The 23,187-nt window shown below is 48.5% G+C and carries 19 protein-coding genes; 3 read left to right on the plus strand and 16 right to left on the minus strand.

Going from position 1 to position 23,187, the window contains the following annotated elements:
• Window positions 1-118 precede the first annotated feature (118 nt).
• The 14 genes from porV to ACX0G9_RS04405 all read right to left on the minus strand — a co-directional run bounded on the left by porV (window position 119) and on the right by ACX0G9_RS04405 (window position 19,468).
• A complete protein-coding gene (porV, locus tag ACX0G9_RS04340; protein ID WP_459063624.1) occupies window positions 119-1,237 on the minus strand; it encodes a type IX secretion system outer membrane channel protein PorV in 1,119 nt (372 codons plus the stop codon).
• A 49-nt stretch (window positions 1,238-1,286) separates the two neighbouring features.
• A complete protein-coding gene (locus tag ACX0G9_RS04345; RefSeq protein ID WP_459063625.1) occupies window positions 1,287-4,079 on the minus strand; it encodes a hypothetical protein in 2,793 nt (930 codons plus the stop codon).
• A gap of 22 nt (window positions 4,080-4,101) precedes the next feature.
• Window positions 4,102-7,398, minus strand: coding sequence for a TonB-dependent receptor (locus ACX0G9_RS04350; protein ID WP_459063626.1), 3,297 nt, complete (start codon window positions 7,396-7,398; stop codon window positions 4,102-4,104).
• A gap of 13 nt (window positions 7,399-7,411) precedes the next feature.
• Entirely contained in the window at window positions 7,412-8,335 is a 924-nt protein-coding gene (locus ACX0G9_RS04355; protein WP_459063627.1) for a fasciclin domain-containing protein, read from the minus strand.
• 10 nt (window positions 8,336-8,345) lie between these two features.
• Complete coding sequence (locus tag ACX0G9_RS04360) at window positions 8,346-9,569, minus strand: hypothetical protein (protein ID WP_459063628.1); 1,224 nt, start codon at window positions 9,567-9,569, stop codon at window positions 8,346-8,348.
• 4 nt (window positions 9,570-9,573) lie between these two features.
• Window positions 9,574-11,223, minus strand: coding sequence for a DUF4397 domain-containing protein (locus tag ACX0G9_RS04365; protein WP_459063629.1), 1,650 nt, complete (start codon window positions 11,221-11,223; stop codon window positions 9,574-9,576).
• Between the two features lie 26 nt (window positions 11,224-11,249).
• Window positions 11,250-14,564, minus strand: coding sequence for a TonB-dependent receptor domain-containing protein (locus ACX0G9_RS04370; protein ID WP_459063630.1), 3,315 nt, complete (start codon window positions 14,562-14,564; stop codon window positions 11,250-11,252).
• A gap of 80 nt (window positions 14,565-14,644) precedes the next feature.
• Window positions 14,645-15,610 carry a FecR family protein gene (locus ACX0G9_RS04375; protein WP_459063631.1) on the minus strand — a complete coding sequence of 322 codons (966 nt, stop codon included), beginning with the start codon at window positions 15,608-15,610 and terminating at the stop codon, window positions 14,645-14,647.
• A 78-nt stretch (window positions 15,611-15,688) separates the two neighbouring features.
• Window positions 15,689-16,261: an RNA polymerase sigma factor gene (locus ACX0G9_RS04380; RefSeq protein ID WP_459063632.1), complete on the minus strand. Its 573-nt coding sequence runs from the start codon at window positions 16,259-16,261 to the stop codon at window positions 15,689-15,691.
• Between the two features lie 120 nt (window positions 16,262-16,381).
• The gene (msrA, locus tag ACX0G9_RS04385) at window positions 16,382-17,026 is read right to left on the minus strand and encodes a peptide-methionine (S)-S-oxide reductase MsrA (RefSeq protein WP_459063633.1); all 645 of its coding nucleotides are present in this window, start codon (window positions 17,024-17,026) and stop codon (window positions 16,382-16,384) included.
• 1 nt (window position 17,027) lies between these two features.
• Entirely contained in the window at window positions 17,028-17,570 is a 543-nt protein-coding gene (gene msrB / locus ACX0G9_RS04390) for a peptide-methionine (R)-S-oxide reductase MsrB (protein ID WP_459063634.1), read from the minus strand.
• Window positions 17,571-17,588: 18 nt separating this feature from the next.
• Window positions 17,589-18,350: a molybdopterin-dependent oxidoreductase gene (locus tag ACX0G9_RS04395; RefSeq protein ID WP_459063635.1), complete on the minus strand. Its 762-nt coding sequence runs from the start codon at window positions 18,348-18,350 to the stop codon at window positions 17,589-17,591.
• The gene (locus tag ACX0G9_RS04400; RefSeq protein ID WP_459063636.1) at window positions 18,328-19,119 is read right to left on the minus strand and encodes a cytochrome b/b6 domain-containing protein; all 792 of its coding nucleotides are present in this window, start codon (window positions 19,117-19,119) and stop codon (window positions 18,328-18,330) included. Before ACX0G9_RS04400 ends, ACX0G9_RS04395 begins: the two co-directional genes overlap by 23 nt.
• A 19-nt stretch (window positions 19,120-19,138) precedes the next feature.
• Window positions 19,139-19,468: a DUF6799 domain-containing protein gene (locus ACX0G9_RS04405; RefSeq protein WP_459063637.1), complete on the minus strand. Its 330-nt coding sequence runs from the start codon at window positions 19,466-19,468 to the stop codon at window positions 19,139-19,141.
• A gap of 157 nt (window positions 19,469-19,625) precedes the next feature.
• On the opposite strand from ACX0G9_RS04405, the gene ACX0G9_RS04410 reads away from it, so the two are divergent.
• Together ACX0G9_RS04410 and ACX0G9_RS04415 are read left to right on the plus strand one after the other, a co-directional pair.
• The gene (locus ACX0G9_RS04410; RefSeq protein ID WP_459063638.1) at window positions 19,626-20,318 is read left to right on the plus strand and encodes a response regulator transcription factor; all 693 of its coding nucleotides are present in this window, start codon (window positions 19,626-19,628) and stop codon (window positions 20,316-20,318) included.
• Window positions 20,315-21,787 carry a HAMP domain-containing sensor histidine kinase gene (locus ACX0G9_RS04415; RefSeq protein WP_459063639.1) on the plus strand — a complete coding sequence of 491 codons (1,473 nt, stop codon included), beginning with the start codon at window positions 20,315-20,317 and terminating at the stop codon, window positions 21,785-21,787. The genes ACX0G9_RS04410 and ACX0G9_RS04415 overlap by 4 nt, the downstream gene beginning before the upstream one ends.
• A 52-nt stretch (window positions 21,788-21,839) precedes the next feature.
• On the opposite strand, the gene ACX0G9_RS04420 is transcribed toward ACX0G9_RS04415, so the two are convergent.
• A complete protein-coding gene (locus tag ACX0G9_RS04420) occupies window positions 21,840-22,238 on the minus strand; it encodes a hypothetical protein (RefSeq protein WP_459063640.1) in 399 nt (132 codons plus the stop codon).
• Window positions 22,239-22,677: 439 nt separating this feature from the next.
• Window positions 22,678-22,839 (minus strand): hypothetical protein, encoded by a 162-nt coding sequence (locus ACX0G9_RS04425; RefSeq protein WP_459063641.1) that lies wholly within the window; start codon window positions 22,837-22,839, stop codon window positions 22,678-22,680.
• Between the two features lie 53 nt (window positions 22,840-22,892).
• Between ACX0G9_RS04425 and ACX0G9_RS04430 the strand changes: the two genes are divergently transcribed.
• Window positions 22,893-23,171: a hypothetical protein gene (locus ACX0G9_RS04430; protein ID WP_459063642.1), complete on the plus strand. Its 279-nt coding sequence runs from the start codon at window positions 22,893-22,895 to the stop codon at window positions 23,169-23,171.
• Window positions 23,172-23,187 lie beyond the last annotated feature (16 nt).

Raw genomic sequence — 23,187 nt, forward strand, 5'->3', positions numbered from 1 at the left:
ATATAATCTTAATTATTTGATTTTCAGTTATTTAGATAGTCTAAAATGCTTCTTCCTTTTTCAGAAGTGAAAAATATTCCCATTTAAAAGAAAACAGAGCCTTTTGGTTTCTCCACCCTTAGAAACCCAGATTAAGTCCCATGCGTACGGTATTGGAAAGAGGATTTCTTCCTGTCCCTGAACCGGAAGGGGCTAGATAAGAAAAGTTGAAGCCCATCAAATTATAAGTAAGGCCGAACCCGCAGGTAAACCCTTTCCGTTCTCCCTGCACCTGATCTTCAAAAAAATAACCGGCCCTGATAAACAAAAGGTGATTGTAGGCATATTCTCCTCCCACACTATACTGATAGGTATTGTCTTTAAAAGAATCCGACCAGCTTTGAACGACCCCTTTTTTATAATAGGCAGCAATGCCGGCCGAATCACCAGGCGCCGACGGCACCATCAATTTACGGATATCCGCCGTCAGACTCAGTTTGTTTTCTTCATTGAGTACCACTGAATAACCAGCGCCAATACCCAGACTGGCGGGGATAAAATCCTTCTTATCGGTTGCATCGGTATAACTAATCCTGGACCCGAGATTGGACAAGGCAGCTCCGAATGTCCACCCCTCGCCCCGCTGATCGACGCCATGGTAAAATAAAGAGATATCGGAGGCAACGGCCGAACCGGCCTTGTAATTCGTACCGCTCATGTTGCCGCTGGCCAGGTTTGAATAGATATATCGAAGGGTGAGCGCCAAGCTTAATTTTTCCGAGAGCTTTCGTGCATATCCCAGGTCAAATGCCCATTCACGAGGACTGGCCGTCGAAAGATGATTACCGTTATAATCCATAATGGGAAGGTCCCCGATATTGAAATACCTGAGAGAGGCTGAAACCGCCTGACCCTTCCCGAACTGGTGATAGCCGGCGGCCGTAAGAAGGTATACTCCATCTGCGACATCCCGCATCCAGGGCGTATAAGTAATGCCAACGGCATTTTTGCGGTCAGCGAAGGGAGTCTTGGCCAGATTATAAAAAATGCTGGCGGCATCGGGGGAGCTCGCTATTCCTGTTTCCCCCATTCCGCCCGCACGCGCATCGGGGGATATTCTTAAAAAAGGGACGGCGGTAGTGACGACATTAATCGGCGACGTGGTTTGTTGCGCCCGGAGAAGGTTTGACAGCAACAGGCAGCTTACCAGTTGATAAACCCTTAACAAAAAAATCCGGGAAAAAAATTGGGCTTTCATATAAATAATTTTATTTTAATTATGTTAATTCAGGCATTACTGGTTCATTCTACTTATTAATCTTCACTTTTTGCGTCACCCGGATATTCTGTCCTGCCACACGCACGGTATAAATGCCCGACGCCGCATTGCCGACCGGAATGATGAATTGATTCGTCGCTTGTCCCGACAAGGAAACTTCCTTATTGAACAGCTGGTGTCCATACAGATCGAATACCTGCAGATTGGCCCGCTGGTCGGTTGACGCATATACATTCACCTGTAAGGTGGTGGCGCTACTGCAATAGGCCACCAGGCTATCCCCCGACGGGAAAGGCTTGTCAGGACCGGGATTGATGGTCAATACCTGGTAGACATCATCCGCCTGCTGATACTTTTCATTACCCGGCTGACTGGCAGTAATTTGCACCACGCCCGTATGTTTTAAATGCAACTGTCCATTGACGATACTTGCTATTGCCGGATCGCTGATCGTATACGTGATCAACAGGCCCGAGCTGGCGGTCGCACCTGGATTGAAATCCGTATCTCCTAACATCCTTGCATTCATCGCCGGAAAAACGATCGATTGAGTATCTTTTACGACGAACAGCGTATTGGATACAGCCGGCGCTGCCAAAAAGTCCTCGCTGCCGCCTTGCTGAGCAGTAATAATGGTTGTGCCGGACTTCAGGATATGGATGATCCCGTCGTTGATCACTGCGACCGTAGGGTCGCTGCTCAAATACGAAACCGTAAGTCCGCTGGCTGTAAATGGCATTCCGTAGCCACTGACGGCCCCACCCGGAAAATCCCCGTCAAGAGCTGTCTTCAGCGGAATTGCCGGAAATTGAATGACTTGCTGCACCGGGTATACATCCAGGTTGATCGTAGCGCTGGTCGCCGTGTGTGAAGCATCGGCCGGCTGGGATACCGATATGGTCGTATGCCCTGCCTTCAGAATATGTATACGCCCTGCCAGGATCTCCGCTACCGTCACATCCGCAATAACAAAGTCCATCTTTTGCGGATTATTGCTGGTGGCGCCCGGATCGAAATCCGCATCTCCGTAATTTTTGACGATATCGCTCCACACGATCTGGCCGGTAACGATGGCAACGACGGTTAACGGATGAGAAACATCCGTTGCCGGAAGATAATTGACATCACCCGTCTGTTGGGCGGTAATGGTGACTGTACCACCTCCAGTGAGATGTATCTTCCCATTGACGGGTGTCGCAATGGAAGGATCGCTGCTGATATAGCTTACTGTCAATCCCGAACTGGCCGTAGCCCCAGGGCTGTAATCCGGATCCGCCAGAGCCTTGTCCGCCAGGGTGGGGAAACTGATCGTCTGCGCCGCCTTGTTGATCACCAGGTTCACCACCACCGGTGTGGCTGCACCATAATTGGTGTTCCCTGCCTGGGATGCTGTTATCGTAGTGCTGCCCGCCTTTTTGATATGTATCTTCCCGTTCAACACTTTGGCAATGGCCGTGTCCGCAATAGCATAAGTAATTGGAATGGCCGCGTCAGTGTTCGTACTGGTCGCCCCAGGCGCAAGATCCGCATCGCCATAAGTCATCTTGACGTCGGCAAAACTGATAGTTGCAGCCGGCAGTGCAGGTGCCAGCTTGTAAATATGCATCACATGGTTCAGCGAATAGGACACATATATATCGCCCCTGGCATTCGCCGCAAACCCCATCGCCGTATTATCCGGCTGTTCCGGATTGCCATTACCATCTAAGTTATGAGGAGTAAAAACGGCCGTGTCGCTCACACTGACCCATTGGATCCCATCATACTTATTCACCAGGATCTTCGCTGCCCCTGTCGCGGAACTATTGGGATCCAGCAGGGAAGGCAAATATATATCTTGCAGATAGGCGATGACAGGCATATCAGCCTCCCCGATCGCCAGATACAGCTCGGTCTTGCTGTACCCTCCGGCCGTCGCTGCCCCGCCCGATGTCCCGCCCGGTACGCCGCCCGTCGGGAATATGGGACTACTGGCATCCACCCAGTCAGTACCCGATAACTTGACCAGCTTAGCGTTCGCACCATTAGAAATAATCCCAGTACTGCAAAGGACGATCGGCGTGTTCTTACTGTCGAATGCCAGGGCATGGATGCTGTTGGTAGAATACAGTGCCGTAGTACCAAGCTTTACCCAATGCGTTCCATTATATTTCGCAACGAAAAGAAAATATCCCTGATCGGGGTTGCTATTGAAATCGTCATACAGAATATAAGGTGTATTATTATGATCAAAGGCTAACTCTACGAACTGCCCCCCCTGTCCGTCCCCTAATTCACCCGCACCGAGCTCCACCCAATTCGTACCGTCAAACTTAAAGACGGACGGACTAGTCGTGTTACCATTATAGACGGCATAATATGGTGTCCCTGACCCATCCAGCGCCAATCCAGGGGATTGGTAACTGGCCACACCCTGGGCCACCGGGCTCCCCACCTGCGACCAGTCAGTACCATTATAACTATATACCAGTGGAACATTACCGCCGCTGGCAGTTATTCCCATGAATACCTTGCCCGCCACCAGCGCCTCCGCAGCCTGGCCGGAACTGGGATTAGAGAATCCGGGCGTTCCTAATTGCACCCAGGAACTTCCATTATATCTCCTCGCCGAAGATGCGCCGCTGGCGGTAGCGTCGCTGTAAAATAAATAAGGAACACCAGTTGTATCCATTATCAGGTTGATGCCTCTGTATCCTGGCATGAGCGAAAAGGCCGTCGAATCATCCCCAATGCGTTTCCAGATCTGGGCCTTCAGCCCTTCCATACTCGATAATAGCAGGGAAAACCAGATTAGCCAACCGAAAAAATTAGTTTTAGTCATTATCGTATCTTTTATGAATGATTTAGAAGAAACTGTATCGAAGCCCCACCTGCATCTGCCAGCGGGAGTTAAAGAAATCCACCGAATAGGGACGCCCCGGATCACTGAATGTATAGGCAGGGTAACCGCCGTTGATCAATAGTGGTTTTTGATTGGCGTCCAGCACCTGCGTAAGCCCGACACTGGCCGTCGAATTGAAAGTATTCGGAGAGAAATATACCCATCCCCATTTACTGCAGAGGAGGTTCGTTAGATTGATGATATCATAAGTAAAAGACAAGGTCTGCCTTCTGCCATGCAACAGGAAATGCAGATCCTGCACGATCCGCAGATCGGCCTGAACATTCCAGGGCGTCCGGCCAGCATTCCTTTCCGTCCAGTTGGCCCTTCGGCCCCGCAGATAGGTATTCTGATCAATATACCTGTCAAAGGCATCCGCCTGCTGACTGGCCGTGACGGTCACCTGCTCACTGCCCGGAGCGTAGATATCCTGAAAGAAAAGAACGCTCTCTCCTGCTTTGGGAATATAGGCCAGGCTAACCTGTTGCGGGGTTCCCTGGATCGATGTATTAACGAATCCATAAGTAAAAGGACTTCCCGATTGAGCGCTTATGAAAAGTGAAACCAAGGTGCCCCAGTGCCTGGTACCGGTATGATACCCGATATTACCGACAAAACGGTGACGGATATCAAAATTAGACCACGCAAGCCCGGGTTTGTTCGGGTTTAGCGCCTGGTTCAGCTGCCAGTTGGACTCCATTGAATTGCGAATCCCGTTCGTAATATCTTTAGACTGCCCATAGGTATAAGCCACCGAACCGTTGAAACCATTGGAAAAATTTTTGGCGGTCTGAACTGTAGCGCTATAACGATATCCCTGGCTTGTATTGCTAAGCTCATAAGCGTTGGTAAAAGCAGGATCGGCATTACCCGAACCAAATACCGGCTGTTGCCGCCGGATTGTATCATACGCAAAATATTGCGGATTATCCTTAACGTTGACCTGCTGGAATTTCACATCGTACACTGTTTTGGTATAAATGATCTCCGCGGTGAAGGACCATCCATTCGCTGTCTTACGATCCAGCGCGACACTGCTGCGCCAAACCTGCGGCATCTTAAAATTATTATCAATGACATCTACCTGCGTCGCACCCGCATATTTATCAGATACCGCCTGACCATTGGCCTGGGCAAAAGAGGCGATGCCGTTCTTAGTCGACAACAACGGATCCGTACCGGGAGTAAATGGTTTATTGATCACCCGCTGATCATAAGCGCCGTAACTATCCCCATTGTTATAATAGGAATATCCCATCCAGGCTAATGGGATCCTGCCGGTGAAAAGCCCCGATCCGCCCCTTAACACTAACGATTGATCTCCCCGAATATCCCAGTTCACGCCGACACGGGGACTCGGCTGCATTTCCTTCCACCCGAAAAAATCATTTTGTACCTGGTTCAGCGGGGTATAGGTATAGGTAGATCCGAAATAAGGATCCGGCAAAGCATTTTTTGTTTTGTCGCTAAGCACCTGCTTTTTCGGCGCTATCGTCATATCTGCCCGAATACCTAAATTCACTTTTAGCCGCTCATTTATCCTAATTTCATCCTGTAGATAGACGCTGTACATATTCACTGCAAACCGCGCGGATGGATGCATCAGTATATAGTTCCTGTCATTATTGGTATAGTTATAGTTTCCCCGCACCCTTGATGGCTGATTGTTCAGCAGATCATGAATACTGAGATAATCTACCCGGCCATTCCAGGAATTGACGAACCCATATTGAATGGAATACAGTTCATTGTGCGTGCCGAACAGGAAATTATTTCTGCCCTTATGCCAGCTAAGGTTATTTGTGATCTCCACTGTCTTCTGCCGCATGTCGAAAATGGAAGCTTCCCGATCCGTCCCCAGGAAAATAGTCGTGCCCGGCGTGTTTCCCGCGATCTGTACCTGCGGAAAAGCCGCAGCGCTCGTCGGCGTGCGGCTGTCATGCACGCTGGTATACCCAAACATAAAGACATTGGATAATCCCCCGGGCCATCTGCTCTTCAGCTCTGCAACGGTTGATTGCTGGCGGTTCTTTTGTACATAATCGATGCTGGAAAAACGAAAATTCTGTTGATCCCTTTCCAGGTTCGTGGATTCGGAGGATACGAAATTGTTCCGGATCGCCAGTTGATGAACGGAATTGATATTCCAGTCAAGCCTGTTAAAAAATTTATCCGAGTTAGAATAAATAAGATAGTTGCCATATCTGCCTGCATTGAAACCATAATTATTCCGCAGATAGTCCACGATCATCCGGGCCGAGTCCCCGCTGATCACTGCAGACGATCCTTTTGATCCTGCACCGAGCAGGATCACGTCCTGACGCCGGGTGATCTCTTCATTGGTAAAAAAGAACAGCTTATTTTTTACGATGGGCAACCCAACCCGGAATCCCGTTTGCGTTTCATGAAAACCAGAAGGCATCTTGCTTCCATCCCCGGCATGATCCGGCCCTGTCAGCGAAGAATTCCTCGCCGTCACATATACCGATCCCGTAACGTCATTGCTGCCCGAGCGGGTGACCGCATTAATGCTGCCGCCGGTAAAATTCCCGATCTTGACATCATAGGGCGAAAGATAGACCTGGATATCTTCTATCGCATCAATGGAGATCGGATTGCTCCGGGTACTGGAGCCCGGCATTCCCGAACTGCCCGTGATACCGCCAAGCGAAGGGCTAAAACCGATGGCGTCATTGTTGATCGCTCCGTCGATCGTTACATTATTATACCTGAAATTGGCGCCCCCAAAGGAATTGTCTTTGCTGCCCTGCGGCACCATACGCGTCATGTCCTGGATACTCCTGGAGGCGGTAGGCATGCTGCTGATCCGCGAGGAACTGATATTTGTCCCGGCGCCATACGCATCTTTAGAGGCCGCGCGTCGGCCCGTTATGATCACATCCTTCAAAACCGCCGCCTTTTCCGCCATTACAAAATCAATGCGCAGGCTCCTTCCCAGGCTGACGGTAATATCCTCTTTGCGCTGTGGGAGCTTTCCCGTATAACTTATATCCATTACGTACGGACCGCCGATACGCAGATTGGTCAGCTGATAGCGGCCATCCCTATCCGTAACCACCTGATAGTGACTGCCCGTTGGCAGATGACCCGCCATCACAGTAACCCCGGACAGCGGCAATCCCGCGGAGTCGACGATCCGTCCCTCCAGCCCGCCGCCTGTCTCCTGCGCCGTCAGCCTGGATGAAAATACCATGAACAGGATCAGATTGGTCGCTGCAAATACTATTATTTTATTCATGTGCTATATCCCGTTATTTTCCTAATACTTTATCGATCTTATGTAATACACCGTTCAAACAAAGCAGGTTCTGGCTGATAAACCCGGCCGATCCCGCGATATCGACCAGCTCCACCCTGAATGCGCCTTTTTTGCCTGTCACTTTTAATGACGGACCAGTGAATGTTCCGCCATACAAGTCCTGCATCGGAAAAAATCGCTGACCATATATAAAATTGCTGCCTAACGACTGGGAAAGCATTTCCGTTATATAGGGGAACCGAGCGGTATCCGCATATCCCTTTGCAATAAAAGCCGCATTTGTCGGTGCGAGGAAGGTCCCCCCATTCACCCGGTAAAAGAAATCCTCGTCCCATCCCAGTATCCTGAAAGCCGCACTGAGATAGCTTAGATCCGGGTCATCATTAATGGCCTGCAGCAGGCTCCTGTCGGGTATGTTCAACACCCTGTCGATAACATGTACCTGCCCGTTCCTGGCAGGAATATCCACGCTATCCAGAAAGGCGCCATTGATCGTAATGCCCATGAAAAAGACAATATATGCATACAGGGAATCGGACATTCCCAGCGGCAGAAGGTATCCCCCTTTAAACCTGCCTGCCGGATAATTACCAACAGCAATATGATAACGCAGCAGACGCGACAACTGACCGGCGTCTATCCTGCTGACACTGTCCGCCGTAAGCCCGGCTGCTAAAAAGGCTGAATCGGCTGGGGCAAATATCGTATACAGGATTCCCGTATCCGAAAGGATCTTATCCATCCCGGTTTTCTGCAACGCCGAATAAAAGGTGGCCAGCCCCTGCTGTCCCGCAACGACACGATCAAGGGTTTTATAGGAAGGTAAAACCGGCGTGACCGCGCTCTTATGGCAGGCATTCACTACTACCAGCGCAGGAATCAGCAGGTACGCCCATCGTCTGAGTATTTTCATCATGATTATCTTATTAGTTAGTTTCTGAAACTTTAAGCAGGTATTCAACAGTTATCAGCGACGCCTGGATCTTTTTGTCCTTTGTGACCTTGAGCTCAAGCGTATTCACCATCGGGTAAGGATTGGAACGGTTATTTTGCGTAACGGTCTGCTCCATCGGACCTATGAGGCGCCCCTCCACATGCCCGTTAAAGGCTGTCCCCGCAAGAGTCGGCGCATAATAAACATCACCTGCCGTAAAGGCGAACAATGGCTGGGCATTCCCTGCCTCATTCTCCCCTACCCTGTATAACCTGATGATAATGGTGGGCCGCTTCATCTGCGGCCGGTAATCCCCGCCGGCATATACAAATGAGTCGCGGGGAATGCCATCAATCGCATAATACGGGGCATCAGCGGCGACATCCGTGGCAAATCGCTTATGTATGGTAGTCATGAAGACTTCAGGCGTAAGCACATGGCTGCCGGCTGCGCCAGCTACCGCGCTGTCAAAGTATTTGCAGTAATAGGCATCCACCGTCTCCGGCAAAATGCTCGTATCCGAGGAAGAATTAAGCAGGTTGAGATAGATCTTGTCTTGTGAAAAAGAAGCATAGGGAAATAATTCCCGCCGCACCACCAGTCCCCAGGTTAAAGGCTTATCGGCATCCTTATTCAATACCTCCAAACTATAAAAAGTAGCCACGTTGAAGTCTAAAACCGTGTCCACGATCACGGGCCTCCGGTAAGGCAAAAGCAGTTTCGGAAAAGGTGTCTCCGTAGCGTCCCGGAAAACAAATACCACCCGGTGCCTCCCGGAAGGAACCTGCGCCCACCGGGAAAGATCGAGACCTTTTGTCACCGGCGCCGTAAGCACCGTCCCAACTCCGGGATAGTCCTCATTGTAGCTGTTCTCAAACGCTCCCGTCGCCTTCTGCCCTGGCCGCACCTGCTGCGGCAGAAAGTAGTCGGGCATCGGTCCAAGAAAATCGCCGAGGATCGACGCATCCATGGGGTTGCCGCTAGCATCAAAGACCGGGTCGAATAAAAAGCATACTCTTGGGAAAGGCGCCAGCTGGTTCAGCGTATCTCCCGGCTGGTAAATGGCCGGGGTATTGATCCCGTCAAATACCCGGATATAGGCTGCGGCAGGTATCGAACCGGGTCTCGCATATTTTTTACAGCTCCCGAGACAACACAGACCCAGGATCCCGAGGACGAAAAGAAAGAAATTCGGAAATATTTTTATTCGAAGCATAACCTTATTTATTATGTTTTATCAGGATTAGCCTGGGTTTTTCTGACGCGGAGGTATCGATAGTCAGCCTGCCGATAAGAGCAACCGTATATATTCCAGGCTCTCCGGGAGGCAGCTGCCCCTGGTACATTTCGGGGTTCGCTACGAACGGGTACATGAGCGTGGGCACTTCGGAAACCCGCATACCGGGCAGGGGCTCCAACGTGTCGTCCGCCCGGTATACTTCCAGCATGGTCGGGATCGCCCCATCATTCATGATCCGCGTATAGGGGGAGTCCGGCACTATCCGGGCAAAAGGCAGCATCTGCGAAGATTTGGGCGCCGAGATGACCGTGTTGGCAAAAAACGATATCGTCGGAGGTATTAACTGACCTCCATTCGCAAAGGTGGCATAAGGCACTTCGGGACAGAGATTTAAAAACCGGATCTGAATCGAATTGGGCAGCGTGAGCGTTCTGCTCAGATTATTGGGGTTATTAAAATTCACGCCGATGCTCATATCCGTATTGGTATAAAGCAAGTCGTATGTCGTGTCGTTATGAAAAGCCCACATCGTCAACGCATCACCCGGATCAAGTTTCACCGCCTTCTGCACAAGGGTCTTCCCGCCATGAACCAGGCTCAGTATGTGCGGTCCCCTGTAAAATGCCTGGTAATCGCTATGTTCCCCAAAAGCCAGCGATTCCATTTCTTGTCCGTCGACCAGAAAATTTACGGGAGAAAAACCAGCCACTGCATTCACGAACTGTATATGCCCATAACTGTTATTTACCGGGCTGTTTTCGGTCATCACCTGGAAACGACCGGTCATAGGATTTATCAGTACCGTATAGATCCCGCCCGGCTGCAGCGTATGTAGTTGGGTGTACGGCACAGTCCTGAGAGAAGGATCTGCCACATCTACTGTGTTATTGTAGGAATTCATATCACCCGCGGCCTGGAAGCTTTCTTCTACGGGAACCCCGATATCGTCGTAAACATGAAATCCATATGTTCCGTAGGGAATTTCAATATATGAGCTTCTTCCGCCATTGAAAGGGATATGGCTTGTTACCGGACTCACCGCCTTTCCATCAGCAAAGGTCAGATTCATAGGATAGGTCGAACCGGACCCGGTGTAGTTCAGGTTGACCAGCCGGATCTTACATTTGACAGGATCACCCGGGGGAATGATATCTCTCTTTACGATGAAAGATCTGTTAAAGCCGACAAACAGATCGGAAGCTCTATTCTCCAGCACCGTATCCAACACAGCGTACAAACTATCTTTAAACTCTCCGTTGGGATCTGGACGAAAATTCCCGGAAAGGCCGATCCGTACATGCGTTTTGTTATTCACAAAAAAAGAATCCGGAATGGCAAACTTACCGGAGAGTTTGCCATTGGCCGTAAACCAGGGCGTAGGTGTCGAAAAAATCGGATCAGGGCTACCTGAAGGCAAGAAATAGAAAATATAGTTGGTCAGTTTTTTCTCGTTGATGGTGAGGTCATAGCCGTCGGTAGGTCCCAGGCAAATCAGCCGGACCGAAGAATTGGATACCGGTGTAGTCACATAGGACGGCCTGGGAGCATCGAAAGACCGCTTGCTGCAGGAAAGAAATAACAGGAAGACCGCCGCTGTTATGGGAAGAAATTTATACAGATTGCTTAACATACTTATGTTTTGATTGCAAGTTTCCATCAGAATACATTGTAAGCCACACCCACTACTATTTCCGCTCCCCGATGATAGCTCCGGTAGGTATAGGTGTGCCCGTAAAGTTGACCGTGTTCGCCGGCATTGGTATAGACCTGCCGGAATGCCGGATCAAGGATATTTTTCGCAAACCCCTTAAACTGCCAGTGCCGGCCTACCCGCTGGCTAAACACCAGGTCCAGCATCGAAGCAGGCTGATCATAAATGTCGGGCTCACCCGTCAGGTTGACCTGGATAAGCCTTTCGCCGACCCTGTTAAAATTCACTGCTGCTGAACTACCCAACCGCGGATTGTCATAGTCCAGGCCGAAATTGAGAGAATAGGGAGGCTGCTCGAACAAAGGGCTTTTGGCGGGTGAGGTACGGTCAATGCTGCGCGCGGCAGTAAGACGGCTGGAATTCTTATTGATCTCGCTGTGCGCCAGCATCAGGTTGGCGGCTATAAAAAAATATTTCAGCGGCTTCGCTATCCTGCCCAATCCCTTCCTGAATTCAAGCTCCGCTCCATATACGCTGCCCTGCTCCGTATCATTGATGAATTGCACCTGGTTGAACTCCGTATAGGTCGTCGAAACACCCAAACTATCATTCAGGAAGATCTTGGTAAGCTGGTTCTTTACCGTTTTGCCGAACAAGGATATGGCCATTACCTCACCGGGCCCGGTAAACCATTCCCACCGTAGGTCATAGCTGTTCGTCAGTTGATTTTTTAAATTGGGATTACCCGACACGACGGCAAACTGCAGTGGATCGAACTCTACCACCGGCATCAGCTCCCTGATCTCCGGCCTGGCCAGCGTGCTGCTATAAGCCAGCCGCAGATTCATAACTGGTTTAACCTTATAGACGATATTACCGGAGAAATAGGGCTTGAGCGGTTCTTTATATGCAGTTCTGACTATCCCTCCCGTATCCACGATTCCGCTGATATCGGTCGATTCAAACCGGACGCCGCCGACCAGCCTCATCCGGGAATTCAGTTTAAGGTCCAGCATGGAATAGATGGCTCCTACTTTCTGAGACCCGGAATAATTCGAAAAGTCTTTTTGGAAACTATACAGGAAGCCGACAAAAGGTGGTTGTCCTTCCATGGAAGTGGCGGGCAATCCAAGCGCGATCTTATCCGGCCCGATAAACCTGTTAAGATCGCCATTACTGTAATAAAGAGCCTGCGACCCGGGCAACCCCAGAATATTTTCCGTAAACACCCGATCCTTCTTCAGGTAATATCCGCCCATCTTAAGTACCTGCCGGTTACCCGCTACCTGGAAGGGAATCGAAAGATCGGCCGTGTAATTCCGGCTGTCCTCCGCCAGATGACGAAATCTTCTGCCGTTGGGGTCGATCGAATAGGTAACGCCGGGAAGAATATTGGTGACCTTTCCGCTCAGAAATTGATAATAATAAGTGCTGACAAAAGATTCATCAGACGGAATGCCTCCATGCGGATAGTAAACGTTGCTGTCCCCGCGCAGATTGATATATCGGTAGTCGGGATCGTCCTGGGTAGCATGTGACCCGCTCAGGTTCCAGCTGAAGCGAGGCGCGAAGGCTCCTGCCCCCAGTTTGTGCTCACCCCTGAACTGTAACGTATTGAAGGTACGGGAAGTTTGCCGCAACGTATTGGACGTATCGGTGATCGGATGATCAAGGCCAGTATTCCCAAAATATCCCGTCAGGCTGCTTCCTGTCACCTCCGCACCCCGGTTGCCGATAAAGTGCATGCTTATTTCATGTCTTTCACTGAACCGGTAAGTAAGAGCGGCCAGTACGCCGTAATTAATGGTTTCTGTACCGGTATTCTCCGTATACGTAAGTGCCTTTCCCAGCCGGATATTGTCGGGCGTAATAAAGGGAGGCACCTGTGAGTTGTTCACCCCCTGGTAAATACTCCATTCCGTCAGCGTCCCGTCGCGGATAGCCGATGTCCGGCGATAATAATTTCCGCCCAATATGATGCCCAGCTTATGACCGTGCAATAACCGGAAAGTATTTCCGAACGTCGCCGTGTATATCTGGTTCGGCTGTGCATTCCGGTAAGAGGTATTCAGGACCGGATCAAAACGATGCATGATGCCGTTGATGCGTTTCGCCTCAGCCGTAGCACGGGGAGTTTCTTTACTGGTGACCAGAAATGCCTCCATCTGAGACCCACCTCCGGGATACTGACCGGCAAGATCGGTAAAATCCCGGGGCATGCTCTTCTTAGAGATATTTTGACCGAAGAATCCGGGATCAGCGTTGTAAAAAGAATTAAAATTTCCCCCCAGCCCGACGGTTGTATTGCTGCCGATCGTTGCAGCTATAGTGATCGTAAGGGAGTCAGGTACCGATTTTGTTTTTAGCTCCACGATGCCGGCCGGAGCGTCTGCAGCTTTATCAGGAGTTACTGACTTATAAATGGTAATATTATCCAGCAGGGCGGCTGGAACCAGGTCTAATGGAACGGCATTCCTGTCGGTATTGGTGGCCGAGAGGCGGGCGCCATTCAGTTCGGCAATGACGTTGCGGTCCCCCATTCCCCGGATCGCTACATATTTGTCGTCCGTGATGGTGACCCCTACTACCCGTTGCAAGGCCTGGGTCGTAGTGATACTGGCCGTTCGTTCAATATTCTGGGCCGAGATCCCATCGGAGATCACAGCGGCATTCCGTCTTTCATTCAGCAGGGCGGCTTCCAGATTCATCCGACGGTGAGCCTCGACAGTTACAGAACCCAGCGTCCTGTTGTCAGGTCTTAGTTGTACTTCCATATTGCCTCCGGCAGTGAACGGCAGGATCTTCATCGCATATCCCACCATCGTTAGCGTAATCCTATCCGTTGTATCTGCCAGCGCGACCAAAGCCTTTCCGGCCGCATCCGTCATTGTGCTGATTCCTTCACCTGCTACTTCGACAGTGACGGCCTCCAGCGGGCGTCCCGTTCTGGCGTCTGTGACGCGAATTTCGGCCCTGTGCCAGAGAGCCGGTTCTTTTTTTGCGGGCGCCTCCTTTTCATACAAAACAATACTGCCGGCCACCACTTTATAACCGATCGATGTTTTTTTCAGGATAAATTCAAGCACTTCCGAAAGACGCGCCTGTTCAAAATTGTGCGCCGGGATATCCCATCGCTTCAAATTTAATTTCGACGCGTCATAAGCGAAGTTTACAGGGCTGGCCTCCTTCAACTGCCGTAAAGCTGCCCCGACATCTATCGCCGGAAAATTAATTGAAAGCCGCACCTCCTGCAGGGACTGAGCCTGTACGCGAATAGTAAGAGCCAATAAGGCAAATAAGCAGAGCCAGTTTCGATTCATCCTCTCGATTTTAGTGTATGATAGCCGCGCTGATCCACCCGCACGGATCGGTTTTAATTAACAATACCCTGATGATGGTTTTAATAGAATTGGATCTCGTTCCCTTTCATCCTGAAATGAATATGTTGCACTTCCGATAAGGTTTGCAGAATAGCCTGCACTGGGGTTCGTATATAAAATTTGGCATCATATGATTGCAAGCGGATCGAAGGATCGGCAGTCACCAGGCGGATGCCGTAAAGCTCCCGCAACTGGGACGCCAGTTCTGTGAAACTGGCCGATTGTAATAGCAGGATACCTTTCTGCCAGGCCAGCGCCTGTTGCCATTTCAGACTGTCACAGGTAAATTGCGCCTGGGCCTTGTCCCATTGCAGGCGCCGGTCAGCCGTCAATACCTGCAATACCCGTCCGGAATCGCTGACCTGCACACACCCATGATCCACCCATACCTGTATATGAGGGTTTTCCCTATAAGCCTGCACATTAAAGGACGTACCCAGCACTTTCGTCTCCAGGCGCCCCGTTTTTACCAGAAAAGGGTGATTGCCATTTTTCTGCACTTCGAAAAACGCTTCGCCTTCCACCAGCTCGACCTCCCTGTTGCGGTACCCGAAGCTGGCATCATAACGCAGGGTCGTTCCTGACTTCAGCCAGGCGACTGAATTATCCGGAAGTAATAACTGCTTTACTTTACCCAATGGTACGGTTATGCTGATATATTGCCGCTGCCCTTGATTTTGGAGCTGCCGCCAGAAATAGCCTGCAGGAATTACCATACATCCGGTCAATATAGCTGCTGCCCAAAAAATTCGCCGTCTCATGGTGACCGCCCTTGCCTTTCGCCCATTTTCCGATCCGGTCCTGTCAAAAATATAGGCATGCATAGACTTCACCATGTTATCCTTCTTATGCTCTTCCGTCCAAATGGAAAGTGGCTCCGCATCATCTACCGAGTTATACCATGAATCGATCCGGCGTTCCTCGGCGGACGTAGTTTTCCCTTTTAAAAATTGTCTTAATAATTTTAACGGCTCAGGTAATGACATTCGCGGTTCTTTACTGATATATACCGGAATGGGAAGAAGGTACTATAATTGGTATGTTACCAAAATGTGAAGCAATGGCTAGATAAAGAAAACCAGGAAGGCGCCCGGCTGTTGAAGCCGCAGCCGCAGCCGTTTCATGGCTGTATGAAGTGTGTTCTTGACAGTTTGTTCCGAAAGGGAAAGACGCAACGCAATGTCGCGCACGGATAATTCCTGTTCTCTGCGGAGGCGGAATATCTGTTGCATGCGCAGGGGCATTGCTGAAACTTCCTGGAGGACAAGCGTTTGCAAATGTTCGACCTCCTGCCAATCCGATAGAAAACCTTGTTCTTCTGCCGGAATATCGAGTACCGATAAAGGCAATTTCATGTATCCCTTTTTGGAGGACCGGTAAATTTCACGGATAATGCTGTATTTGAGCGCTGTCATTAAATACGGAGCCAGGCTGTCACTGACGACGATTTCCCGGCGATTTTCCCAGGTCCGGATAAAAATATCCTGAACGATATCCTTGGCCCTGGATTCATCTCCCAAACGACGGTAGGCCATATTGAACATTTGCTCCCAATATTGATGGAACAAAGGCTCGAAAGCAGAAGGTTCGTCCCGCATTACTTTTTCCCAAAGCTCATTGTCTGGCTGATCTGACATGTATACGCTTAAATTACCCGGCAAAAATAGCGATAGCGTTTAAAAAGAATGTTAATTTATCATTATGAGCCAACCAATTAAATGATGGAGAATAGCAGGAAGAGGTTTTCGGGAATATCCTTATTTAAAATTCCCAGGGAACGATTTTTTGAATGAAAGGAATTCCGGGATGGAAACATGGGCAACATAAGGGTTTTCAGGATGGCGCCCGATATACTCCTGGTGATATTCTTCTGCGGGATAGAACCGGGTAAAGGGCAGTATTTCCGATACAATGGGTGCGTTGTATTTTTTTTCGACAGTCAATCTTTTTATTTCTGCTTCAATTGTCCGCTTCTCCGTTTCATTCCGGTAAAATGCTATGGATCTGTATTCAGTCCCGTTATCATTCCCCTGCCCGTTCAACTGGGTAGGGTCCTGGCTGGCAAAAAAGGCAGCCACCAGCGTTGTGTAAGATATCTTGGCGGGATCGTAGTATACCTGCACCGTCTCTGCGTGTCCTGTTTGTCCCGTACTTACCTTTTCATAATTCGGGTGCTCGTCCTTTCCGGCTGCATAACCGGACACGGCATCCCGGACACCGGCGAGGCTTTGAAATACCAGTTCGGCATGCCAGAAACAGCCTTCGGAAAAAGTGGCCACCGCTTCTGCCGTACCCGAGACCCTGTTCTTTTCTCCTGGGGGAAACCGGAAAGATTGGCCATAGGTTGGTCCACAACTGAAAAAATCTGCAATCAGCAATGAAGCGAGGATAATTTGTCTCATATTAATTAATTTTATTTATTAGTGGTGGTTTTCCTCCCGCCGGTACAAAAAGGAGAGCAGCAGCGTTCATGCAGTACCGCTTTCCGGTAGGGGGAGGGCCATCGTCAAATACATGTCCCAGGTGCGATCCCGTCCGACTGTCTACCACCTCCCATCTTTCCATCCCATCACTATCATCCAGTACCAGTCTTACTGCATCAGGGTTGATAGGGGCGTAAAAACTGGGCCAGCCCGTGTGGGAGTCGAATTTTTCAGAACTGCTGAAAACTGGCTGTAAGGAGGCGGCAGAATAATAAGTGCCTTTTTTATAAAAATGATCGTACTTGCCCGTAAAGGCTCTTTCCGTTCCTTTGTCCCGAAGAATATGGTATTGCTGGTCAGTCAGCATGCCCCGCCATTCAGCCTCGGTATGGCGTACCGGGTATCCTGTTGTTGCAGTGGCTTTGGGAGGATCTTGAAACCGGTTACTTTCGGTTTGTGCAGCACAGGTCATGCACATCAATAAACTGGCTGCCGTAATCTGTATTAACAATATCGTTTTCATGGCAATATTTTATTTATGTTATAACCCTGCATAATAATCATATCCCCTTTCTGCCCAGTAATCCGGGGGTCGGTCGTTGCTGAAAAAGATACGGCCGACCCGCTTCAGGTTCTTGATCCCATATTTCACCGGGATAATCAGCCGCAGTGGGAATCCGTGTTCCGGCGGTAAGGGCATACCATTCAATTCATAACAAAGCAAAGTTTGGGGGTGAAGGGCACTTGGCATGTCGATACCGACATAATAGGCTTCATCCGGGGTGAGCAACCCCGTGTATCGCATTGCAGCTTCCGGAGTCAAATTGTAATGGGCCATAAAATCACTTAAACGAACGCCTCCCCAATGGCTTATCTGCGACCAGCCTTCTATGCATTTAAAATCAAAAGCAAAGCTTGTTTTGGTCAATTGTTTTAATTCCTCCAGACTGACATGAAGTGTCTTCCCATCAGACCTGGTTACTTCCAACTGCCAATTATCGACATCCAATTCTTCGTCTATACCAATGTCTCCATTTCTCCGTACTGCTTTTGCGGCCATTGATTCGGGATAGGTCTTTGCCAGCCTGTGGGGGCTATAGAGCCTGCTTAGTATTTGCTCATTGCCATTGAGTACGTCCCTGGCCGGTTGGGGCAAGCTTCCCGTGATGCCTTCCCTTTCTTCAGCATGATGTCGGAGCCAATTCCAACCTCCAAAGGTTAACACGCCTCCAAGAACAAAAACGGCCGAACTGATCCAGGTCCGGCGGCTGACCTGCTTTTCACTGACTTCTCTGATCTTCATGCGCTTCATTTTTAGGTGTTTCCAGTCCGGGGGGAGCTTCGACCATAGTAGTTTCGCCTTTAGGATCTTCACCCTCAGAAAATTCCCTTGCAGGGCCTGCCAGTCGGATTTCTGGTTCGGAGGGCAGCAATTCAAAACCCGTTATCACCGACCTGAAATTGTTCCATCCTGCTAGGATCACCTGCAAGATATGGACCAAGAAAAAAAGGACATATCCTACCGTCAATATAAAATGTTCTACCCGAACAATACCATACCCACCCAGCAGCCGGCATAACCATCCCAGCTGGATGGGTTTGTATATGGCAACTCCTGTAAGCAGCGAGCCCATTCCCATTAGGATGATGGCGAAATAGGCGATGCGTTGAGCGCCATTATATTTTAATTGCGCCGGCTTGGTTTTACGTATATGCAGGTCATGGAGTACCACCAGCCAGGCGTCCCGAAACGAATGCCGGTCCGGCACCAATAATCGCCATTCACCTGAAATAAGGGTGTAAGTCACGTATAAAACACCATTCAAAGCAAACAGCCACATGAAGATAAAATGCCAGGCCATGCCTTCTGCAAGATGTTGCGGTATATCCAGCTCCTTGTAAAACCAAACCGGGAAAAAACGAATGAGGATCTTGTTACCGATTGAAATGGTATATACATCGTTAGCCCAGTATATCAATAAACCGCTCCATATCATAATGGTCAGAAGGGGAAAATTGATCCAATGAAACCACCGGATAGCTATTGGATGTTTTTCCATTATACGCCGCATAATGACAATTTTAGGATTGCTACATTTTTTTGTTCATTTTGCCGGATGCCTTTTTCATCTTACCATTCATCATGATGCAATCCCCATCGCCCATCTTCGACATCTTTCCGTCCTTGGTCTTTACAGACCCGTCTTTCATAACCATGGTGCCATTCGAAAGGGACATATCCTCTTTCATTTCCATGGTGCTCCCGCCTTTTTGGACCATCATTTTGCCACCCTTCATCATGATACAGTCTTTCATTTTGTGATCCATCTTCTGATCCATCTTCTGATCCATTTTATCCTGGGCCGAAACAACTGTCATACCCATTACCAAGGCGATTGCTAAAAACATGATCTTTTTCATATTTGTGATTTTTGGTTAAAAATGCTTTTTGTCGTATTTGTCATTTCTTCCTCAAAGAGAATAAGAATTGGCCGGAAAGTCCTCACAGAAGTATCACAAGAGTATACTAGAAGTATCCAACGGGCGCGGATTCCCAAAAACAGCATTACTTTACAGTATGAATAGCATTTTACTGGTGGAAGATGATCCCGAGATCGTAACCTTGCTAAAACATCATTTTTCTGCGGCAGGGTACCAGGTAAGCAATTGTATTACAGGTCATGAAGCCTTACAATTAGTTAGGGCTGCTCCTGTGGATTTGATCATTTTGGATATCATGTTGCCGGATATGGATGGATTTGCCATTTGCAGGAAATTGCGTGAACTGCTTATTAAAGTCCCTATCCTGATGCTCACCTCCCGTTCTGATGAATTTGATAAAGTGCTGGCCCTGGAACTCGGGGCGGACGATTATGTATGCAAGCCTTTTAGTATCCGGGAGTTGCAGGCGAGAGCGAAAGCGCTCATCAGGCGTTCCGTACAGGCAGACATGCCGGAAAAGCCAGGGGAAAAGGAGATTGTAGCGAAAGACCTCATCATTAACAGGGAGAACCGTAAGGTCAGCATCAATGGCCGGCGCCTCGACCTCACGGCAAAAGAATTTGAATTGCTCTACCTGTTGGCAAGCAATAAAGGCAAGACCTTTTCCCGATTCGAGCTGCTGGAAGAAGTATGGGGCATTAGCTTTTCGGGTTATGAGCATACCGTTACCTCGCACATCAACAGGTTGCGTTTAAAGATTGAGCCCGATATCAACCAGCCACAATACATTCTCACCACCTGGGGCACGGGGTATAGATTTTGCGAATGAAACGTTCAAACAAAAGCATTTTCAGGAGCATCAGCTTATTGATATCAGGATTGATCCTGGTACTGGCAGGTTTATTTATAACCCTGACCTACCTGGCCACGGTGCATTATTACCAGGCTACCACACAGCGAATCAATAAGGATGTGGCGGCGCATATTGCCAAATTCGCCTCCCCTTTCGACAGTACCGGCCTTAACCGGAAGATAGCCGATTCCGTCTTTTACGATGCCATGATATTAAGTCCCAGCGTGGAAGTGTATTTTTTGGACACAGCCGGCAAGGTAATGTATTTTCACGCCCCGGACTCGGTAATCAAGGTATGGCAACTTCCCCTGGATCATATCAGACAGTATATCAATTCGGGAGGGTTGGAATACATTAAAGGACCTGATCCCAAATTGCCTGGGATGGAGAAGATATTTTCCGCCGCTGAAGTGAGGCACGGTAATAGGAACCTGGGTTATATTTATGTGGTCCTTGGAGGCAACAATTACCAGACTATTTCCCAGATGTTGTTTGGTAATCATGTGACATCCCTGGCCATAAAAGTGTCTGCCATAGTAGTAATCCTTTCCATCGTCGTCAGCCTCTTCTACCTGAACCGGATCAAAAGGAAACTAATCAGGATCACTGATGTCATGACAGCCTTCAGGGAAGGCAATTACAAGGCCAGGTTCGACTCAGGCATCTTTGACGAGTTCTCCTCTCTCACCGGCTCTTTTAATACTATGGCCGACCTCCTTACCCACAATATCGAGCGATTGGAAATGGCCGAGATGGAGCGGAAGAATTTTCTGGCTAATATTTCCCATGACCTCCGGACACCGCTGACGGTGATCCGGGGATATGTCGAGACCTTGCAGGGAGAATCGAACAGCGAGCGGCTTACCTCCGAAAAACAGGAAGAGATTACGGTGCTGCTACATAAAAAGATCAGACAAATGGAATCGATGATCATGCAGTTATTCGAATTGTCCAGGATGGAATCTGCCGAATTTAAACCGGCCAGGGAGCCCTTCAACATTTCGGAAGTGATGGAGGAAATGACCAGCGACCTGCGCAAACCGGCTGAAAAGAAAAAGATACAATTGAGCTCTTCCGGAACGCACGAAATGACCTGGATCGATGCAGATATCGCCCTGATGGAAAGGGTCATTCAAAACCTTGCCGCAAATGCCATCAGACATACCCCTCAACATGGCTGGGTGCATATTAAGCTCGAAAAGAAGGAGCAGGACATCCTGGCGATTTTTGAGAACAGTAGTCCAGCCCTGCCTGAAGATCTATTGCAATGGATTAACACTAACACTAACACTATACACAAAAATACCGATCTCAAAGCCAGACGGGGTCTTGGCCTGGCAATCGTTAAAAAAATATTGCAATTGCATGGCTATGAAATAAAGGCAAGTAACACAAATGGTTTTGTCCGGATTGAAATAATTTTAAAGGCATTCCGATCGCACTAAAAAGCGTTCAACTATGCTAGATGGTGAAAAAAAATTGAGTATTTGCGAGCACTCATCTTGTTCTTACAAACCAATCAACCGGTCGCCTTAATGAAACCGGATCAGGACAACTTTTGACATAACCTAAACGTATGATGAATTGAATGGCGTCGTTTATACCAACTGATTGATTAACTGATTGATTGATTGATGGTTCATCCAATATCTGTGTCATTGGATGAATGGCAATGCCTTTATCCCGTACCTTTAAAAATAGCCTTTGCATCCGTCTGCCAGTTTCCAGTAATGTCATTGTCGAATTGTCTTTGCTGGTAATAATTAACCAACCTGCCGATTGCGATACCTGGATTCTAACCTTATCAATGCTTTTTTCTCTGAACTTATTTTTTGTCACACTGGTTTTATCATAGAAGTTACGAACAACCCAACCTGGTATTCCTTCTATTTCCATACTTGCGGTTGTAAGTCCGTCACAATATTTCATAGCATCTTCGGATGAAAACCGTTTGAGTAATTTAAAACCCCTGTAAGTCCTACAGCACTTATTAAAAGCAGACTGTAAATAATATATTGCTTCTTATTTATAGAAAGGAAAGTTTTAAGTTCCGTCATACTTGTAGTTAAGTCAAATTCTGCTTTTCTGGAGGATACTGTTCATCAAAAGCCATAATAAACTCCTTTGTCCGCTAGAAATAATTTTATTTGCCCATGCGGCTGTTCAATCCAATATACCGGCCCTTTTGTCACTTTCCACCAATTTATTGTCACATATTTGTATCATTTTTGTGACATTTACTTATTGCTTTTGTGACAAAAACTGCTCCATATTTTTTTAACAATAGTACTTTTGCCATTACCATTAGGCAGACGATGGGACGGTGACGAATAAATCAATTATCTACCGCTTTACCGGAAAACACTTCGAGTATAGCCTCATGATCGGTGGGACAAAGTATGCACCCGGCGGTGGGATCGGCAACATTGTCTACACTTACAGCCTCAATATTGTGTAATAAGGCTGCTTTCACTACAAAACAAAGGGGTGTTAACATGGCAGGCTTTTTGACTTATTAGGTAGTTCCAACTTACAAAGGAATGTGAATATATGGAAAAATTACAGCAACTTGAGCTAATGGATAAAATACAGCGTGAATTGGAAGACCTGCAAAACAGCCAGACATCGGTGCTGAAGAAGGTCTCTCAGATAGCTGCGCACAATATAACCCTAGGTGTTGGTTTGTTAGATGAAAAACTTCCTGAATTGGAAGATGAAGTAAATGCAAGTCTGAACGTGGTGACGGAGTTAGCCGAAGCGTTCACTGCACACCGTAATAAGTTTTATACGGACAACAAGCTTGCAGCCTTAGTTGATCCCACTGTCTGATATTAATTTGAGGGTT

The organism is Flavitalea flava (assembly GCF_054461575.1).

Excerpts from the sequence above, each read along its gene's own strand:
- ACX0G9_RS04365 (WP_459063629.1), bottom strand. The coding sequence starts at position 11,223 with ATGTTAAGCAATCTGTATAAATTTCTTCCCATAACAGCGGCGGTCTTC.
- ACX0G9_RS04420 (WP_459063640.1), bottom strand. The coding sequence starts at position 22,238 with ATGGAAATAGAAGGAATACCAGGTTGGGTTGTTCGTAACTTCTATGAT.
- ACX0G9_RS04360 (WP_459063628.1), bottom strand. The coding sequence starts at position 9,569 with ATGCTTCGAATAAAAATATTTCCGAATTTCTTTCTTTTCGTCCTCGGG.
- ACX0G9_RS04425 (WP_459063641.1), bottom strand. The coding sequence starts at position 22,839 with ATGTTAACACCCCTTTGTTTTGTAGTGAAAGCAGCCTTATTACACAAT.
- ACX0G9_RS04400 (WP_459063636.1), bottom strand. The coding sequence starts at position 19,119 with ATGCGGCGTATAATGGAAAAACATCCAATAGCTATCCGGTGGTTTCAT.
- ACX0G9_RS04345 (WP_459063625.1), bottom strand. The coding sequence starts at position 4,079 with ATGACTAAAACTAATTTTTTCGGTTGGCTAATCTGGTTTTCCCTGCTA.
- ACX0G9_RS04430 (WP_459063642.1), top strand. The coding sequence starts at position 22,893 with ATGGAAAAATTACAGCAACTTGAGCTAATGGATAAAATACAGCGTGAA.
- ACX0G9_RS04375 (WP_459063631.1), bottom strand. The coding sequence starts at position 15,610 with ATGTCATTACCTGAGCCGTTAAAATTATTAAGACAATTTTTAAAAGGG.
- ACX0G9_RS04405 (WP_459063637.1), bottom strand. The coding sequence starts at position 19,468 with ATGAAAAAGATCATGTTTTTAGCAATCGCCTTGGTAATGGGTATGACA.
- msrB (WP_459063634.1), bottom strand. The coding sequence starts at position 17,570 with ATGAAAACGATATTGTTAATACAGATTACGGCAGCCAGTTTATTGATG.
- ACX0G9_RS04395 (WP_459063635.1), bottom strand. The coding sequence starts at position 18,350 with ATGAAGATCAGAGAAGTCAGTGAAAAGCAGGTCAGCCGCCGGACCTGG.
- msrA (WP_459063633.1), bottom strand. The coding sequence starts at position 17,026 with ATGAGACAAATTATCCTCGCTTCATTGCTGATTGCAGATTTTTTCAGT.
- ACX0G9_RS04410 (WP_459063638.1), top strand. The coding sequence starts at position 19,626 with ATGAATAGCATTTTACTGGTGGAAGATGATCCCGAGATCGTAACCTTG.
- ACX0G9_RS04380 (WP_459063632.1), bottom strand. The coding sequence starts at position 16,261 with ATGTCAGATCAGCCAGACAATGAGCTTTGGGAAAAAGTAATGCGGGAC.
- ACX0G9_RS04350 (WP_459063626.1), bottom strand. The coding sequence starts at position 7,398 with ATGAATAAAATAATAGTATTTGCAGCGACCAATCTGATCCTGTTCATG.
- ACX0G9_RS04355 (WP_459063627.1), bottom strand. The coding sequence starts at position 8,335 with ATGATGAAAATACTCAGACGATGGGCGTACCTGCTGATTCCTGCGCTG.
- porV (WP_459063624.1), bottom strand. The coding sequence starts at position 1,237 with ATGAAAGCCCAATTTTTTTCCCGGATTTTTTTGTTAAGGGTTTATCAA.
- ACX0G9_RS04415 (WP_459063639.1), top strand. The coding sequence starts at position 20,315 with ATGAAACGTTCAAACAAAAGCATTTTCAGGAGCATCAGCTTATTGATA.
- ACX0G9_RS04370 (WP_459063630.1), bottom strand. The coding sequence starts at position 14,564 with ATGAATCGAAACTGGCTCTGCTTATTTGCCTTATTGGCTCTTACTATT.